Origin of the sequence: Candidatus Brocadia sapporoensis, assembly GCF_001753675.2 — a bacterium.
GTDB lineage: Bacteria > Planctomycetota > Brocadiia > Brocadiales > Brocadiaceae > Brocadia > Brocadia sapporoensis.
The window spans coordinates 1-17,714 of sequence record NZ_MJUW02000072.1 but is presented as its reverse complement, the minus strand read 5'-3'; the positions used below and the strand labels follow the sequence as shown (position 1 = coordinate 17,714).

Genomic DNA, 17,714 nt, shown 5'->3' with positions numbered 1-17,714 from the left:
AATTAGGATTGTCCGCACCTGACTATGTGACATGTTTTAGCTGCACAGTCAGGGGCATACGCAGGTAGTAAGAATTTATAAAATAAAGACAAAAATAATATCGTAGCAATAAAAAGAGATAAAAAACTGGAAGAATACAGGTAAACTTTAAAAAGATCGGGGGGAGGCATCTGCGGCTCCAGCAAACGTCTTACTCGGTCTTCTGTAACATTTTGTCCTTTGAAATAAGAGACAAATGGATATAACGCTGCTGTTTGATTAGATTTGCATATCTTTACAAGTGCGCTCGCCAGTTCTATAGGCTCTCTGGAAACATTTACAGCGCTATCATCTGCTGCCTTCTCCGATGCGGAAGAAAATTGATCTAACAAATAATGATTAATCGGAAGGAAAAAATTGAGTGCATACAATATTTGTATAATAAATAATTTTAATGGATCTTTGTTCTTTTTATGTTGAGCCTCGTGAAGGAGTACGGCCTGGAGTTCCTTTCTTGTTAAATAAAAACACAAGCCCAGAGATATATATACTTTTGGCTTCCATAGTCCCGATGTAAAAGCGTAACGTAATTCGCTGTTGTCTAAAAGCACAAGTTGATTGTGAAAGTGCATACGGTGAGCAATATTTTTTAATTTGGGATAGCACTCAATGGAAAGAGACGGGAGAGAGTGGATCAAGCTGTTATTTCTATAGGGTATGTATAGCGCTTTATAAATGGCTGCACATATTCCAACAAAAAGTATTACAATGCAGACCCAGGGAAGTATCGTAGCTATGGTATGCAAGGTAAAAAAACATGTTGAGCAGATACTCTCACAGCAGGTTATCGATGTATACACAGACCTGGTATCAGATATATACCCTTTGATGCCAATCACAACGCCAGTAACAATCAATGAAAAGATTGTGAGATTGATAAACACTATCAGCAAAAAATATAATTGTGCCTTTCCTTGTTGGTCTATGATTACGTGTTTCATGTTTACTTTGAATTCTCAACGTTTTTTTGATAATGATTGCCTCTTGGATTCGATCAGTTTGGAAAAATATTCAATTTTTTCTGGATCCATTTGCGACATATAGTCCACAAAATGCACCATTGCTGACTGAAGAGAAAATCCCGAAATTCCTTCCACGACTTTTTTTGATATAATTTCAAAGAATTTCTCTCTATCGTAGATAGGCGTATAAAAATACGCCTTTCCCACTTTCCTTTTCTGAAGAAGCGCTTTCTTGGTCATTCGATTGGTAACGGTAATCACTGCAGAATATGAAATGTTTCTGCCGGCCGGAAGAGTATCCAAAATGTCCTTTACCGATGACTCTCCGTGCTTCCACAATACCTCCATAATATCTTTCTCCAGAGTCCCTAAGACATGGTTCAATCCTTCTTTAAAAGGATTGAAATTGAATTTCAACTGTTTACCCATAAGGTATTCTTTTGCAAGAAAAAGGTCTTAAAATTGACACGATCTTTTTGAGTAAAGGTACTTATTATGAGCCGTGCATTATAGGCATGATTATATTCTACACAGTGTAGAATTTGCAAGAATAATTTATGTTTATTGATTAATTTCATAATTTTGCTATAATGATAACCCTGATCTGGCCACATTGCAAAACGTATAACAATACCAAAAAAGGGGGACTTTATTTATGAAGATACTTGTTACCGGTGGCGCTGGTTTTATTGCTTCCCATTTAGTAGACCGCTTGATTGCACATGGTCATCGCGTGATTGTAGTTGATAATCTTTCTGCCGGGCAAAAAGAAAACGTTAACCCTAAGGCATCATTTTATCTGACAGACATTTGTGATGCTCAAGCTTTGGAAGAGGTATTTAAAAGAGAAAGACCTGAGATCGTAAATCACCACGCAGCTCACGTCAATGTACGTAAATCGGTGGAAATGCCAGTTTATGACGCAAATATTAATATTCTTGGCTCCCTCAATCTCTGTGAGTTGTCAAAAAAATATCAAATTAAAAAGTTCATTTACGTCTCGACTGGCGGTGCCGTTTATGGAGAACCCAAGGATTTACCTGTTCAGGAAACATGTCCCGTTGAGCCTCTTTCGCAATATGGTGTTAGCAAGCACACCGTAGAACATTATTTGTCTATTTTTTATAAATTATATGGCTTGAATTTTACCGTCTTGCGCTATCCAAATGTATATGGGCCAAGACAATCTCCGCATGGTGAGGCTGGTGTAGTGGCAATTTTTAGTGAACTACTCCTGCAGAACAAACCACCCACAATTTTTGGCGATGGTTCCAAAACGAGAGATTATGTCTATGTAGAAGACATTGTAGCGGCGAACCTTATGGTCCTCGGTAACGTGGGAGATGGAGGAATTTACAATTTGGGTTGGGGGAAACAGATTTCAGACTTGGAGGTATTTCATACCGTTAGAAAGGCTTTGGAATCTCAGATTGAGCCGATTTTTAGCCAGAAACGCCCTGGAGAAATAGATCATATCAGTTTGGACAGCTCAAAGGCAAAAAAGGAGCTCAATTGGGAACCAAAAGTTACCTTTGAAGAAGGTATCAGATTAGCGACAGAGTATTATAAAAAATTACAATCAACAAAGTAGAATTATCTTTTTGTCCATTGGAAGCTCTTTCTTGCGCCTTTACGTCCATATTTTTTTCGTTCTTTCATTCTGCTATCTCGCGTTAATAAGCCATCATTGCGTAAGGTTTCAACAAAAGTAGAATTGGATTTAAATAGCGCACGAGCAATGCCAAGGGATATAGCACCTGCCTGGCCAGTTATACCGCCTCCTTTTACATTTACTAGCACATCAAATTCTCCTAATGTCTTTGTAGTTTTTAAAGGAAACCGTACCACACCTCTATCCCGATCAATGGGAAAATAGGAGTCCAGATCCTTATCATTGACCATAATTTTTCCATTACCCTTTTTTATCCTTACTCGTGCTACAGATGATTTTCGTCTTCCCGTACCCCAAAAATATTGTTCAGTTGACACTTCTTCCTCCTCAAAAAGGCATGGACGACTACGCTTGTCTATGCCAAACTTTTTTAATGAAATTTATATGCATTGAATTAGTTACGAATAACCAGATCTTTCGGCTGTTGAGCCTGATGTGGATGCTCAGCACCGGCGTATATTTTTAATTTTTTTAACATAGTCTTACCCAGTTTAGATCTTGGCAACATCCTTCTTACAGATCGGCTCAATACCTTTTCGGGCGCTGTTTCCAAGGTCTTTCCAACCATCCGCTTCCGCAAGCCGCCTTGAAAACCAGTTACATAATAGTGGATCTTCTCCTGCATCTTTTTACCGGTGAGCTTTATCTTGCTTGCATTCGTTATGATAACGAAATCTCCTGCATCCACGTGAGGCGTATATTCCGGTTTGTGCTTTCCCTGAAGAACCCTGGAAACAGTGGTTAACATCCGTCCCAAGACTTTATCCTCAGCATTAACAATATACCAATTTCTTTTTACAGTTTCTTTTTTTGACATAAACGTATTCATTGTGTCTATCCTTAAAACCGTTAAAATTAAAAGCGCCTTATAATTAATAGGGCGCTTTTGCGTTTACAACCACAAAAATAATCATTTTTAATTCTTAGTACTTACCCTTAATAGTGCGTATAACTTATATCAAAACAACTTGTAATTGTCAATAATATTTTCATTTGAAAAAGGATTTTCATTGACATCGTATCGCCTGAATTATTAACATATATCAAAGTTATTTTCGTGGTAAGTAAACTCTATTTTATTTAACCTCTTTATCAGCAAATCTCCCAATAAACGATTATGTCACAGGATATTTTAATTGATTTAAGTAGTTTAGATTTAAATAAGGTATTGATCGGTATTGAAACCGTTCGTTCTGTAATACCCCACAGACATGAAATGGAACAGTTGAACGGTATTATAAAATTTGACCCAGAGCAAAAAATTGTTGTAGGTTATAAAGATATTTCAAATGAAGAGTTCTGGGTACGAGGACATATTCCCGGCCGTCCACTAATGCCAGGAGTGCTTATGCTTGAAGCAGCGGCACAACTGTGTACGTATTATTACAAAAAGATCACGCAAGACGAACGATTTCTTGGTTTCGGTGGTATTGATAAAGTTAAATTCCGGGGAAAAGTTGTGCCTGGTGACAAACTCATTTTAATTGCAAAAAATACAGAATTGCGTTCACGAAGAGCTATCTTTGACACCCAGGGGGTTGTGAACGGAAAACTTGTCTTTGAAGGTGTTATTATTGGAATGGTGGTGTGATAATAGGATATTTAAATTAGCGTATTGTGAAAGAACTCGTAGTGGTTATTCTTAAAATATCTTTAATTTGTCTTATAGAATAATCGGGCTTGATGCATTTGTCCTGTTCTTTCAGATATGTTTTATAATGTCTTCCATGTTCCACCATCACGGTAATCATTCCCAAAGATCTACTCGAAGTTAATTCATCGTCTATTTTATCCCCAACACAAATGATCTCTTCCGGTCTCAAATTGTACTGTTGTATAATTTCTTTGAAATAATCATATTTCGTTTGCCCATTTCCTCTATCCGCAATGAAAATATCGTCAAAATAGTTATGACTTAGTCCGAGCGCATGAATCTTTCGGTTTTGTATCTTTTTTTCTCCGGAGGTAACAAGGATTAGCTTGTAACCTTGTACTTTAAGTTGCTGTAGAGTTTCAATTACGTCAGGGAAGAGGGAGATACCGATGATGTCAACGCGAATAAATTCTTTCAATAACTCCTTGGCGTGGTTATGTGGAAGGTGGTGCGCTGACACAATTTTTTCGTAGATATTCGCACTTGTTCCATATTTTTTTTCCATCTCCAATTGCAGATGATACGCTTCCTCTTCAGAACAATTGATCAATCTGGCAATCACTTTTGCAACATGTTTTCTCCCCCGTAATACAAGGGTGCCGCTGCAATCATACAAAGTGTCATCCAGGTCAAGAATAATCGCCTTAATATTTTTAGCATCTTGCTTTATACAGGAATGCTTTACCAACATCGAATAATAAACCTTTCAACAATTGAGAATGCTAAAATGGACAGATATTGCAGTGCAAGCCGTTTTCAATGCACACAACTATCTTAAATACGCCTCCGTCACATATCTACGCATCATGCGGTTGGTATTGAAATAGTACGCGAGTTTGCTGATCGAATTTTTCATTACCCTGATCCATTGGCCTCTATCGTTATAATACATGGGAATAATAAGATTTTCCAGTTTGTAGTATAAATCTTCGGCATCAGTTGCATCACTAACAGGTATCAATGAGGATTCGACTGGCTTTGGACCGATTGACCATCCAGTTACGCCCTCAATGTGACCCTCGATCCACCACCCATCCAGGATACTAAAATTAATTACCCCATTGTGCACAGCTTTCATACCACTCGTACCAGACGCCTCCCGTGGACGCAAAGGCGTATTAAGCCATATATCCACTCCGGAAACCAGTTTTAAGGCCACCTCGATACAATAATTTTTTATGAATACAATGGTGACATTGTCGTTAATGGCTTTCGCAATTTCTACAATTTTTTTTATAATATCTTTCCCGGGGGTATCTTTCGGATGGGCTTTTCCTGAATAAATGATCTGAACCCTTCCTTTTTCACAGACTTTCAGAAACCGTTTAAGATCAAAAAACATTAAGTCCGCCCTTTTATACGATGTAAATCTCCTCGCAAATCCAATTGTTAATACATCAGGACTCATCTTTATGTCAGTAACCTTTTTAACATAATCGACAAGCTCACTTTTTGCCTGGATATGTGCTTCCCACACCTCTTCGTCAGGAATAATCTCCGTGCGGACAAGTAGCTCCGGTTCGTTAGCCCAACCCGGAATGTATTTGTCATATAAACGCTTAAAACTCTCACACGTCCAGGTAAATGAGTGTACCCCGTTGGTAATAGCATGAATTTCATACCCCGGGAAGAGGTTTTTCGATACCTCACCATGTTTTTTGGCCACGCCATTTACATAATTACTCAGATTTAATGCAAGAAGCGTCATATTTAAATATTGTTTTCCGCCGAATCTTTTCAATACTTCCAACGGTATAATCTCACCGAGCACTTTTTGTACCAGATCGTAAGAAAAGCGATCGTGACCTGCTTCAATGGGAGTATGGGTTGTAAAGACACATAAGTCTTTTACTCTATCGGCATCCCAGATCCAATTTTCGTCCCAAACACTTTCAACGTCTCGTTTATAGAGCAAGAGCAATTCCAGGGTCAATAAACTTGCATGTCCCTCGTTCATATGGTACTTTTTAATGTGATACCCGAGAGCGCGAAGCATTCGTACTCCGCCAATGCCGAGTATGATCTCCTGTTTCAGGCGGTACTGCATATCACCACCATACAAGACATCCGTAATTTCTCTGTCTTCCTTTGTATTCTCCTCAACATCCGTATCAAGATACAAGACGTCTACTTCTCCACCAGCAATACTTCGCACTGTATAACACCAGGCTTGAAGAAAAACACTGCGTCCTTCAACTTGAACCTCAACTTTTTTTGGCAGGCGCACCATAAACCTTGAGGGGTCCCAGTCTACCGCATGTTCGATTTGCTTTCCCTCATTGTTGATATCCTGAGAAAAGAAACCTTTCTTTGAAATCAGGGTAACGGCGACAATCGGTATTTCCAGATCGGCACTTGATTTTATCGTGTCTCCTGCCAGAATACCGAGACCACCACTATATGTAGGAATGTCGTTTGAAAGACCAATTTCCATAGAAAAATAGGCAATCGCAGCTTCGTTATTCATGGGTATCCAGACAGGCGATGCTGTCCTTCCTTTCGTTGAACGTAAGGTTTCAAAATAAAGGTAAATTCATTTACATATGGATGGGTCTATCAACAATTGCATGGGCAGCTTCCAGAATAGCCTCAGAGAGGGTAGGGTGGGGAAATATTGTATTCGCCAACTCAAATGCTGTTCCTTCTAAAATTTTTGAAAGAGACATGCCCCACATCAATTCACTCACATTGGATCCTATAGCATGTACCCCTAATATCTCACCGTGTTTATCATCTGAAATAATTTTCAAAAATCCATCTTCGTATTCATCATCTATGATTGCCTTGCTGTTTGCAATAAGAGGAAATTTTCCTATCCTGGTTTTGTATCCTCTTTTCTCCGTATCTTCCTGGGTGAGACCCATACTCGCAACTTGTGGGGAGCAATACGTTGCCGCAGGTATGCTTTGATAATTCATTGGCGTTGTCTCCTTGCCTGCTATGTGAGAAACGACGAGCAACCCTTGATGCGACGCCTTGTGCGCGAGAAGGGGGGGGCCGGTAATATCGCCAATAGCAAAGAGACCTCTTTGGCTTGTTTCCATAACTTTATTTGTTTGCAGATATTTCCCCTGGTAATTTACTGGCAAATTTTCTATTCCTATGTTTGTCACGGCTGGTTTTCTTCCTAATGCAAGGAGTAAACAATCGGCTTTTATAAATTCTTGATTACCGCTTGTGGCAGGGGGGTGAAGGGTGCCGTCAACTTTTTTAATCTCTGCCATTACACCATCATCGATTGTGACCTTTTCTAAAGAAGAGCTTGTTAATATTTCAACCCCTCTCTTATTGAAAATCCTCCGTAACGTCGAACTAATCTCCTTGTCTTCTGCGGGGAGGATATCATTGAAAAATTCAAGAACTGTCACCTTCGCACCCAAAGCATTAAAGAGATAGGCAAACTCAATCCCAACAGCACCACCACCCGCTATGATTATGGACTTAGGGATCTCCTCGCATACTAAAATATCATTGCTGGTAAGAACGTATTTGCGATCGTATGGAATGTTGTTGGGAATAAATGGAAGTGAACCGGTGGCCAAGATAATATTTCTTGCCGTGACACGGTAAGTGTCTATTCCGTCTTTTTTGATTAAAACGGTATCTGATGATTCGAGATATCCTTCACCATCGAAAACCTCGACTCCATTTTTTTTGAGAAGAAACTGGACTCCATGAAATAGTCTTTTAACAACAGACTCTTTCCGTCTATGCAACTGCGAATAATCAATTCTTAGTTTTTCGACCGTAATTCCAAATTCTTTTACCCGAGAAAATCGCACATAAAGTTCAACTGCGCGAAGAAGCACCTTTGTTGGAATACAACCCTGATGCAAACAGGCACCTCCCACCTTATCTTTTTCAATAAGAGCAGTTTTTATCCCAAGTTGAGCGGCTCTTATAGCCGATACATAACCGCCTGGTCCGCCGCCAATGATTACAAGATCAAAGGCAGAGTTTTTCCGAGGCAATTATCCCTCCTTTTTCCATGTGAATAAAATAACGAATATCAGTGCAATAGCAATAATCATAATAGCCTTTGGACTAATATCTGGAACAACTGATTTTTCCATAGACAAGGATAACAATTTGCCTATCATGACATTTTACCTCCTCTTTAGAAGAAAAAAATTTTGCAGAGATCAATTACTTGTGTTTTTTGACAAAATCTTTAATTTGAAATTCAATAATACGTAATTTGTTTGTGTTAAGTAGTGGCCGTCTCCATTACGGGTTTTGAAACAGTTACCGTACCTGATTTATAGCAATCTTTATAATAATCACCTGAATCATATAACTCTTTTAAATTCTGCAGGACCTGTTCGAACACTTGTTTCCAATCGGAACCTACCCTAAAGGCGAACATGGAGTTCCGTGGATTTTTTGTTGTCTTAATAGAATTCCTAAAGCGCATACGTAAATTATCTCCCGCATATACATGATCATAAACATACTGCATACCCTCAATAAAGTCTTCTAATGTCATGTCAATGAGGCGATGAACAACATGCGCTGTGTCATAATATTGCCAATCCTCTGGATAATTCTTTCTAAAAATCCTTTTTTCCGAATCCAGTCTTGCATAGAGCTGTGTCTTTGGGAATGGACAGTTAATACCGAAGGTAAGAATATCAATATTATTTTCCAATATAAACTCCGTCATTCGTTTAAAGGAATCTTTATCATCTCCATCTGCTCCAAACACTACGGAACCCCAAACAACTAAACCTGCATTGTGTATTTTTTGGATACAATCAAAATAGCTGTCGGTGCCCAATTTAAGATTTACCCGTTTGTTCATCTTCTCTAAAACAGCTTCATTGGTGGATTCGATGCCAATAAGCATGCCAAAATTACCGCTCTTGGCCATGTAATCTAATGTTTCAGGATCTTGGGAGATATTTAAGGCGGTGAATCCTAACCAGTCTTTATGTATACCACGCTCCACCATCCCCTTAAAAAGATCTCTTGCTCTCTCGTTTGACTTTTTCCCGTGTCCGTAGAAATTGTCTTCTGCAAGCATTAGACCCATATAATCTGTTGCCGCCATTTCTGCCAGAACGTCCTCATAAGGTCTTTCCCTGAATTTTCTGCCCTGGAAAGTAGGCACACTACAGAAATCACAATAATTCGGACACCCTTTTGTCGTGACAATAGAAGAAAACTTATAATTGTATTTTTTCTTCATAAGTTCCCGGTTTGGATATACCTTTTTCATCAGGCTAAGGGGTGGTAATCCTCCCTCATAACGTTTTTTCAGTTTTCCCGCTTCAAAATCCTTTATAACCTGTGGCCATACTTCTTCTGCTTCGCCCACAAATACAGCATCAACGTAATTTGCTGCTTCTTCAGGCACTACAGAAGCATGTATACCACCCATAATTACCGTCATACCTCTCTTCCTGCAAGCTTGAGCGATTTTATAAGCACGGGGAGATTGATAGGTAACTGCCGTAATACAGACAAGATCAACGGGCTTAAAAGTAATTTCGTCATTATCATTGATTGCTAATTCCAGATTCTCATCGATGACATCAAATTCCCAATCACCTGGTGTAAGTGCAGCAATGTAAGCAAGATTCAAAGGCATCTGAACTATTACCGTAATACTTTCTTCACCGTGTCTTCCCGGTTTGTGTGGGTTAATTAACATCATTTTTCTTTTCATAAAGTTACCTCCGTTTCTCCTTCTCCATGATTAAGTTTGCTACACCCCATCCAGAAGACACAACTGCACAAATTCCAGGGCCAGGCCTTGTCCAATGGCCGGTTAAATACAGATTTTCTATCGGTGTCTCATGGGAAAGCATGTTATCCCCTATTTGATCTACACTAACCTCCCACCCATAAGCAGCCCCATCAGTATTTAACGTATACCGCTTCAAAGTTCTTGGGGTAGCCGCTTCTAGTACTTCTATATATCTCTTTATATCAGGAACGTATTTTTCTATCCGACTTATTGTGTCTTCTATCATGGTTTCCTTAAAAGATTTCCAATTCGTAATATCGTTATATTTCTTTTTTTCATGATAAACCACCACAGAGATTATCTGTTTATGCGGCGGGGCAAGTGTTGGGCATATCTTTGTTGGAATCGAAACGTATAACCACTCTGGATCACTATATGTCGCGTCTGTGGCACTATGATAAAACCCTCTTTGTAATTTGCCTAGATCTAAGCCTTTACCGATGCCCAAGTACAGAAGAGAAAAGGAACAACTTTCTTTCATTTTCTCAATTCTTTGTAGGAACCGTGTATCTAATTTTCCTTCAAGCAAATCAAAAAAAGTTTGTTTTGCATCGATGTTTGAAACGACCAGATTTGATAATAGTTCTTTCCCTTCTTGCAACGCAATGCCAACAGCAGTTTTGCCGGTACACAAAATTTTTTCGGCCTTGGATGATAGCATAACATGTCCGCCAAAATCAATAAATTTCTTTATAAATGCATTCGCAAATTCTTGTGTACCGCCTGCAGGGAAAAAGGCACCGTCTTTGAGGTAGTTGATCATCATTTGACACATACCGATAGCAGAAGCCTTGGTAGGGGGGAGACCTACGTAACCCCATTGACCGGAAAGTACCATCTTGAGCTCATCATTATAAAAAAATGTATTGAGCATTTCTGCATATGTCTGGCTTTTGTATTTGTTGATAATTTGGCTTTTTTCGTTATTAAATGTTGCACGATAGAGCTTGAGAAAATCCTGAAAGAAATGCTTGACGTTGTCTTTTGATGATGGGTAGCGATCTTGTAAGCGTGCGATATATTCATCTAAATCAGCTGGAATTTCTATGGTAAATTGAGGAAAAATCAAATGGTCCATTGGGTCGAGTGGATAAAAATCCATCTCAATACCTAACGTTTTAAGACAACGCCCTACAATACCCCATTTTCCACAACCGCCAATATGATGAACTGCCGCATCAAAATTGAAACCCTTTCTTTTAAAGGATGTGCAGTATCCACCGGGGATAGAATGTTGTTCAATGATAATTACTTTTTTTCCGCTTCTGGCGAGAAATGTACCGCAAACCAAGCCAGCTATACCCGCACCGATTATTATTACATCATAATAAGGATACAATGCATCCTTTTTCGTGGATTGAATGCATTTGCTGGAAGGTGTCATGAATTACGGTTTATATTTGGAGATAATTAAGGACGAGTTGTTTCCTAGTCGTGAGAAGGTGTTAATAAGGACATTTTTGACTGGTAAGACCCTTGAGGTGTTAGCGACATAATCTAAATCACAGTCGGGATCCCGTTCCTCATAGTTAATTGTTGGTGGCACTGTGTTTGTGCTGATAGACATTATAGCAGCGATCGCTTGCAATGCTCCAGAGGCGTCATAGCATTCGCCTGTCATTGATTTAATAGCACTTACAGGAATAAGATTAGCGCGCATACCAAAAACGTCTTTAATAACCTTGGTTTCCATTGCATCACCGTAAATACCAGAATAAGCGTTTGCTGATATGTAAGAAACATCATTTAACGTCAGATTTGCATCGTGGATGGCATTCACCATGGCTCTTTTGTTGCCATCTACCTGATGATCCTTACTAATAGCCATCTTTGGGTCAAATGCAGTTCCATAACCCTTTATTTCAGCATAAATAGACGCGTTTCGTTTTAATGCATCTTCTAAAGTCTCCAAGATAACCAAGGCAGAGGCTTCTCCTATGATCATTCCGTTGCGTCTTTTGTCGAAGGGTGCAGAAATTTCTAGACCGTCTCCCTTACTCCCTGATAATATCTGTGAATTGTGTGCTCCCCAAAAGATGTCATGTGTTAATCCATGCACACCTCCGGCGATTACAGCCTTTACCCTGCCCATCCGAAGAAAATCGGAGGCGTAGATGATTGCATCGATACTGCTTGTTATACCGTTTGAAATAGTAGTGTTTAATCCCGTGGCTTTACAAAAGATTGAGGCACGGCTAGCAGGTGCATTCAATACCGTATTGGGAAAATCCATAGGATTGACATAATTGGGACCTTCACGTAAAGATTGAAAATCGAAAGAACTAATGCTGTCAATGCTTCCATAGGTTGAGCCAACGACAATTCCTAATTCATCTCCACCATAGGTATTATTTTCTAAATTAGCGTCTTTTATGGCAAGAATGGTCGCAGATGACACAAGAAGGGATGTTCTGTCGATATGCCGTATTCCTTTTTGCCCCAAGTATGATTTTGCATCAAAATTAGAAATTTCACCGGCCAGCTTACTCTTAAATTTACTTACATCAAACAAGGTGACCGGTTTAATACCCGATACACCATTGGTTAAATTCTTCCAGAAAACCTCTTTATTACTTCCGACCGGTGAGATTACAGAAACACCAGTCACAACAATCCTAGTTTTTTCCATCACAAACCTCTGTTTATCGATACGTATACAGTTCCTGAGATCTGTCTAATTTCAGGTCTTACCCGTAAATTTTTTTACCACCAAACAACTGTTGTTACCACCAAATGCATGGGCATTATTCAGCGCGATAGCGACCTTTTGCTTTCTTGCTATATTAGGCACATAATCCAAATCACATTCCGGATCGGGCGTTTCATAATTGATTGTAGGAGGTATGATGTCATTTTGAACGACCAAGGCACATGTAATAGCTTCTATGGCACTGGCCGCACCCATCGTGTGACCAATCATCGATTTTATCGAACTAATTGCGAGATGCTCAGGTCTATTTCCAAAGACCTTTTTAATAGAGATCGTTTCTGCTTTATCGTTAGCGGGAGTTCCTGTTCCATGTGCGCTGACATATTGGACATCTTCCGGTTGAAGGTGTGCGCTTTTTAAGGCTTTTTTCATAGCAGAAACAACACCTTCTCCATCGGGATGAGGGATAGTGATGTGATATGCGTCACAACTAAGGCCATAACCAATAATTTCCGCATAAACATTGGCATTTCTCTTCACGGCATGATCGAGCGACTCTAAAAGAAGCATGCCAGAGCCTTCACCAACCATCATACCTTTCCGATTTTTATCAAATGGCTGGCATATCTCAGGAGCAATAGCGCCCAATCTTGCAAATCCTGTATAAGCAACTTTTGAAAAAGGGTCGGAACCTCCGGCGACCATCATGTCCACCCTGCCAAATTTAATCAAATCATAAGCATACCCAATTGCATAATTGCCGGCTGCGCAGGCAGTTGGTATAATCGTATTTGGGCCTTTAAAACCGAACTCAATTGCAACATTTGCTGGAATATTATTGCAGGGATGCATCAAAAAGAGATCGGGGTCTACCTTGTCTTCTCCATCTTTGTGTCTGATATAATTGACTTTCTCCAGGATCTGTATTTCTCCTGCCGTAGTTCCTACAGACACCCCAATCCTTTCCAGAGCTACTTTACTTAAATCAAGCCTGGCATCATCCAATGCAAGCCGTGTGGCTGCAATCGCAAATTGTGAACCCTTTCCGATTTTCTTCAGAACACCATTTTTAATATAGTCAGAATACCTGAAGTTTTTCACTTCACATCCTTTGTGAACCTTATATCCGGAAGTGTCAATACACGTCACGTCATCTACACCTGATACTCCCGCAATGAGGCTACTCCAAAATCTTTCCTTTCCTGACCCGATAGGAGTAATCATTCCTACACCTGTTATAACTACCTGTTTATTCATAAATATATATTAACCAGATATTAAAGCGCTTTTTTCTGCAATTCCAAAGGTCAAATTTGCCTTAGCAACGGTTTTTTCTCCAACCTTTACTGATGCCTGAATAATGGCCCCCTTGGATACAATCTTTTCTATAAGAATCTCTATCAAAAGCTGATCGCCGGGAAAAATGGGTTTTGTGAACCTGGCATTATTCACTGAAGCTAATAAAAAGACCGAGTCCTTGGTGTTTTGAGCGGAGAGACTTTTCTTGAATAGGATAATGGATGCCTGCGCCATCGCCTCAATAATTAATACCCCAGGCATAATGGCAAAGTCGGGGAAATGTCCAACAAAGACTGGTTCATTGCCGGAGACGTTTTTTACACAAACAATTCTTTTCCCTTCTTCAAATTCAATAGCTTTATCAATAAATAAAAAAGGATATTTCTGAGGAAGAAGAGACCGTATTTCCTCAAAAAAAATCATTTTTCAGAATCCTTCTTTTTGTCAACCATAAAGACATGCTCGGTATTAATGTAATACTTCTCATTGACTAATTTATGATGAAAGTTTCCCACTTTCTGTCAGAACAGATTTTGTTAGATCGATTGTGGCGCTTAAAGAAGTAATGTCCACCAATTTTTCTTCAGGAATTTGCACCTTAAATTTCTTCTCAATAAGTGCCAGGATTTCAAGGGCCAAAAGGGAATCTATTTCAAGATCTTTAAAAAAATTTGCATCTCTTTTATCCCAAATTTCTTTTTCATCTAATTCTGTAACCTCTGCAACTATTGCAGTCACACCTTTTTCAATTTCTTCAGCGTTCAAAATTATCCTCCTTCATGATAAACGGCATTGACACGAAAGACAATATCGGTACGTTTTTACTCGAGTGTAGCGAAACATGGTAGCAGACATAATTTATAATGTCAATAATATTCTCACGAATGAAAGTCGTAAAACTCATTAAAAATTACAAACGACAGACTTAAAAAACAAAACAAATCAGCAACGTCCGATAATATATATTATGTTACAATGAATAAGTTTCCCTTTCGATCTTACTTCGCTACTCTTAGCAACTTCTTTTCTTGCCGCAACCCCCGTCTCCTATATTTATCCAACTCTCGTAATGCCTTATAGAATTGAATCTCCAACATGGTTTCATATTTAGATAATTCCACATTTTTATCTTCTATCATTTTTAATGCCTTTAATTGTGAGATCTCCTTGTTTGTTCTCTTTCGCGTCCGAAGAAATCCCTGTTCGTACTCCTGAATACAAGACGTATTGTGTTCTAATATCTGACTTTCGATTTTTAGACATCGTTTCAATCGCCAAACGCTCGAAATAATGCGATCCACAAGAATTCGCTCTATTTCATCTGAGGGTTTCAGTTCTTTAGTAAGCCGATTTCTCATTTCATCAAGGTCGGAACTTCTCTCGCCTTCAAGCACTATTTCACCACTAAATATATATTGCTGTGCCTCATCATTTTTTGGCTTCCTCAATCCTGGTGATATATTGTTTCCCACATTCTCTGTCTTTGTAATTTCTAACATTCCCGATGACTCAACGATGGTATTCATTATTTTATCTACTTTTTCCTTGGTTGAAATCTCTCTGTTTTTCCCAAGCAAAACATCTTCTTTTAAAATTGTTGACATTGTTCCCCCTCATTACTAACAAAAAATATCAAGCTAAAAATGTCATAATAATATATCAAAATCTATGAACTATTCAATGAAGCATACTTGCATGAAGCTGATTTTTTGTGTTGTTATACCAGTCATCTGAATTCGTTTATTTCACCATGTTTCTTAGATATCTTACTGAAAATAACGTACCCCCCCCAACAACAAAAAGAATACAATCCACAGGTTTTGGTCTATGATTAAAAGGCTTTCCTCCTTTTTCTCCACCTGTTTTGGCATCCGCACGACCGACAATTGTTATGATTGTTATGGCTACGACACACAAACATCCGCATATTGTGACTAATTTTTTCCTCATCTTTATCCCTTTTCAGTTAGTGGCGATGGAAAACTAAAACTTGATTATCACATCAGCTATTTAAAAAAATTGAAAACAAAAAAGCCTCACTGAAGAAATAGTTTAAATCTTCGGCAGCAAGGCCATCTTATACCACATTTTGGTTATCTCAAAAAACTCTATTACTCTTTGTCTTTTCCATAAAACTTACTATTTTATATAAAAACGCTTATAAGTCAATCAAGAAATATTATCAATTTCATACAAACTTACTACTAATTCTGCGCTGATCTGCATCTTAAAATTTAAGAGATTATGCCGTTTTCATAGCTTTTCGTGTCTAATTCGAGAGAAAACTATTCTAGACTTATTAATCGAATTAAGAATTTTTATTTTCAATTGCAATTCTCATTTCTCTTTATATAATGTGAAAAAGCTAAGGCAAACAAGTTTATCCTAATTTAAGTACCTGTGCGATATTAATGTGAATAAACTGATAAAAAACATTGCAATATTCGTATTCCTAGGGATTGTTTTTTCAGCTGATATTTCAAAAATTTACTCTTCTGACGCCGGAGTAGTGCCCACCATTTTAGACCTTTCTGATTATCTTTCTTATAAATATAAAGGATTTGATATTGGGATCAAAAGCTTACGGGTTGGTGAGACCTTTGATGACAATGTCGCTTTTTCTAAAAAAAACAAAATAAACGATTTTATAACGGATGTAGGCTTCACGGTTGGTATGAATTATACTGGCAAAAGAAGGTCTTTATCACTAACCAGTTTAATAATAAATCATACTTATGCAGAAAATAGTGTTTATGACAATGTTTCTGAAGATCTAAATTTTGGTTTTACCAATGAGTTTTCTGCGTATGACCGTGTAAGCATTTCAAATGTTTTTAGTCATCGTGAAGCACCCTTGTTTTCTGATACAAATTTCAATTCTGATCAATTTGGAAGACCGAACGGCAGATGGGAATATTTTAAGAACAGATTAAATTTCAATTATTCAAGAGATATCAATAAACAACTTTCTGCAAGCATAAGATATGCGAATACTATGGATTATTATTCTGGTATAAACATACCTGGTTCTTTTTCAAACAAACCCGGAATTGTGATGAATTATATACTTACACCATTTACATCTTTTTCATTATCATATGATTATTTCGATGTGCAGTTTGACAATAACAGGGACGCCTTACAGCATGAAATCGCAGCTAATGTAACAAAAAACATTACTAAGAAAATCAGTGTTAGCATGAGCGGTGGGGTTGATTTCATAAGATCATTCAATGATGAAGAACTTACCAAACCACTTTTCAGTGCTTCAATTGGATATGAAAAAGATGCCAATACACGCATGGGTGTTTCATTTTACAAGCATTACGGAGTGACTCCTTACATCGCTGATCTTTTCGATCAGTGGAATACTTCCGCTTCTTTATCGAGACAAATTTCTGAAAGGCTTAATTACAATTTATCAATTTTTTATGGTGTAGGTAAATATGTTACCGCAGGAACCGAGCAAACACTTAAGGGCGTAACTTCCACTTTTACATATGACATTTATAAGAACTTGTTCGGTAATTTTACATATTCTTATACAGACAGCGATTATAATAACAGCTTTAATGGCTACACAAGGAATACTTTTTACTTAGGGTTATCGGCTGCATTTTAATTAAAAAAATTTGTAACTATTCAGCGAAACGGATGGTGAGAGAGAATATTTTCTCAGAATAGTTAGG

18 protein-coding genes are annotated in these 17,714 nt (G+C 38.2%); 3 read left to right on the top strand and 15 right to left on the bottom strand.

The window, feature by feature from the left end; all coding sequences use genetic code 11:
* Window positions 1-2 precede the first annotated feature (2 nt).
* Together BIY37_RS06200 and BIY37_RS06195 are read right to left on the bottom strand one after the other, a co-directional pair.
* Window positions 3-980 carry a M56 family metallopeptidase gene (locus BIY37_RS06200; protein WP_070066974.1) on the bottom strand — a complete coding sequence of 326 codons (978 nt, stop codon included), beginning with the start codon at window positions 978-980 and terminating at the stop codon, window positions 3-5.
* A gap of 15 nt (window positions 981-995) precedes the next feature.
* Window positions 996-1,430, bottom strand: a complete 435-nt coding sequence (locus tag BIY37_RS06195; protein WP_070066973.1) for a BlaI/MecI/CopY family transcriptional regulator — start codon at window positions 1,428-1,430, stop codon at window positions 996-998.
* Between the two features lie 226 nt (window positions 1,431-1,656).
* On the opposite strand from BIY37_RS06195, the gene BIY37_RS06190 reads away from it, so the two are divergent.
* Window positions 1,657-2,592 (top strand): NAD-dependent epimerase/dehydratase family protein, encoded by a 936-nt coding sequence (locus BIY37_RS06190; protein ID WP_070066972.1) that lies wholly within the window; start codon window positions 1,657-1,659, stop codon window positions 2,590-2,592.
* A gap of 2 nt (window positions 2,593-2,594) precedes the next feature.
* On the opposite strand, the gene rpsI is transcribed toward BIY37_RS06190, so the two are convergent.
* Entirely contained in the window at window positions 2,595-2,990 is a 396-nt protein-coding gene (gene rpsI, locus BIY37_RS06185) for a 30S ribosomal protein S9 (protein WP_070066971.1), read from the bottom strand.
* A 77-nt stretch (window positions 2,991-3,067) separates the two neighbouring features.
* Window positions 3,068-3,502, bottom strand: coding sequence for a 50S ribosomal protein L13 (rplM, locus tag BIY37_RS06180; RefSeq protein WP_070066970.1), 435 nt, complete (start codon window positions 3,500-3,502; stop codon window positions 3,068-3,070).
* Window positions 3,503-3,790: 288 nt separating this feature from the next.
* Here rplM and BIY37_RS06175 point away from each other — a divergent pair, with 288 nt between their 5' ends.
* The gene (locus tag BIY37_RS06175) at window positions 3,791-4,264 is read left to right on the top strand and encodes a 3-hydroxyacyl-ACP dehydratase FabZ family protein (protein WP_070066969.1); all 474 of its coding nucleotides are present in this window, start codon (window positions 3,791-3,793) and stop codon (window positions 4,262-4,264) included.
* Window positions 4,265-4,280: 16 nt separating this feature from the next.
* Here the strand turns inward: BIY37_RS06175 and BIY37_RS06170 are convergent, their stop codons facing one another.
* The 11 genes from BIY37_RS06170 to BIY37_RS06125 all read right to left on the bottom strand — a co-directional run bounded on the left by BIY37_RS06170 (window position 4,281) and on the right by BIY37_RS06125 (window position 15,629).
* The gene (locus tag BIY37_RS06170; protein ID WP_070066968.1) at window positions 4,281-5,018 is read right to left on the bottom strand and encodes an HAD family hydrolase; all 738 of its coding nucleotides are present in this window, start codon (window positions 5,016-5,018) and stop codon (window positions 4,281-4,283) included.
* A gap of 78 nt (window positions 5,019-5,096) precedes the next feature.
* Window positions 5,097-6,794: an alpha-glucan family phosphorylase gene (gene glgP / locus BIY37_RS06165; protein WP_070066967.1), complete on the bottom strand. Its 1,698-nt coding sequence runs from the start codon at window positions 6,792-6,794 to the stop codon at window positions 5,097-5,099.
* Between the two features lie 70 nt (window positions 6,795-6,864).
* Window positions 6,865-8,298, bottom strand: coding sequence for a dihydrolipoyl dehydrogenase (gene lpdA, locus BIY37_RS06160; protein ID WP_070066966.1), 1,434 nt, complete (start codon window positions 8,296-8,298; stop codon window positions 6,865-6,867).
* On the bottom strand, window positions 8,299-8,427 hold the full coding sequence (locus BIY37_RS14045; RefSeq protein WP_261340837.1) for a hypothetical protein: 129 nt from the start codon (window positions 8,425-8,427) through the stop codon (window positions 8,299-8,301).
* Window positions 8,428-8,534: 107 nt separating this feature from the next.
* Window positions 8,535-9,995, bottom strand: a complete 1,461-nt coding sequence (locus BIY37_RS06155) for a B12-binding domain-containing radical SAM protein (protein WP_070066965.1) — start codon at window positions 9,993-9,995, stop codon at window positions 8,535-8,537.
* 4 nt (window positions 9,996-9,999) lie between these two features.
* On the bottom strand, window positions 10,000-11,415 hold the full coding sequence (locus BIY37_RS06150; RefSeq protein WP_179129310.1) for a phytoene desaturase family protein: 1,416 nt from the start codon (window positions 11,413-11,415) through the stop codon (window positions 10,000-10,002).
* Window positions 11,416-11,463: 48 nt separating this feature from the next.
* Window positions 11,464-12,705: a beta-ketoacyl-[acyl-carrier-protein] synthase family protein gene (locus BIY37_RS06145; RefSeq protein ID WP_070066963.1), complete on the bottom strand. Its 1,242-nt coding sequence runs from the start codon at window positions 12,703-12,705 to the stop codon at window positions 11,464-11,466.
* Window positions 12,706-12,756: 51 nt separating this feature from the next.
* Window positions 12,757-13,983 (bottom strand): beta-ketoacyl-[acyl-carrier-protein] synthase family protein, encoded by a 1,227-nt coding sequence (locus BIY37_RS06140; RefSeq protein ID WP_070066962.1) that lies wholly within the window; start codon window positions 13,981-13,983, stop codon window positions 12,757-12,759.
* Between the two features lie 9 nt (window positions 13,984-13,992).
* Complete coding sequence (fabZ, locus tag BIY37_RS06135; protein WP_070066961.1) at window positions 13,993-14,448, bottom strand: 3-hydroxyacyl-ACP dehydratase FabZ; 456 nt, start codon at window positions 14,446-14,448, stop codon at window positions 13,993-13,995.
* Between the two features lie 72 nt (window positions 14,449-14,520).
* Window positions 14,521-14,790 carry an acyl carrier protein gene (locus BIY37_RS06130; RefSeq protein ID WP_201789401.1) on the bottom strand — a complete coding sequence of 90 codons (270 nt, stop codon included), beginning with the start codon at window positions 14,788-14,790 and terminating at the stop codon, window positions 14,521-14,523.
* A gap of 233 nt (window positions 14,791-15,023) precedes the next feature.
* On the bottom strand, window positions 15,024-15,629 hold the full coding sequence (locus BIY37_RS06125; RefSeq protein WP_070066959.1) for a hypothetical protein: 606 nt from the start codon (window positions 15,627-15,629) through the stop codon (window positions 15,024-15,026).
* Between the two features lie 809 nt (window positions 15,630-16,438).
* On the opposite strand from BIY37_RS06125, the gene BIY37_RS06115 reads away from it, so the two are divergent.
* Window positions 16,439-17,647, top strand: a complete 1,209-nt coding sequence (locus BIY37_RS06115; RefSeq protein WP_070066957.1) for a porin family protein — start codon at window positions 16,439-16,441, stop codon at window positions 17,645-17,647.
* Window positions 17,648-17,714: the final 67 nt, after the last annotated feature.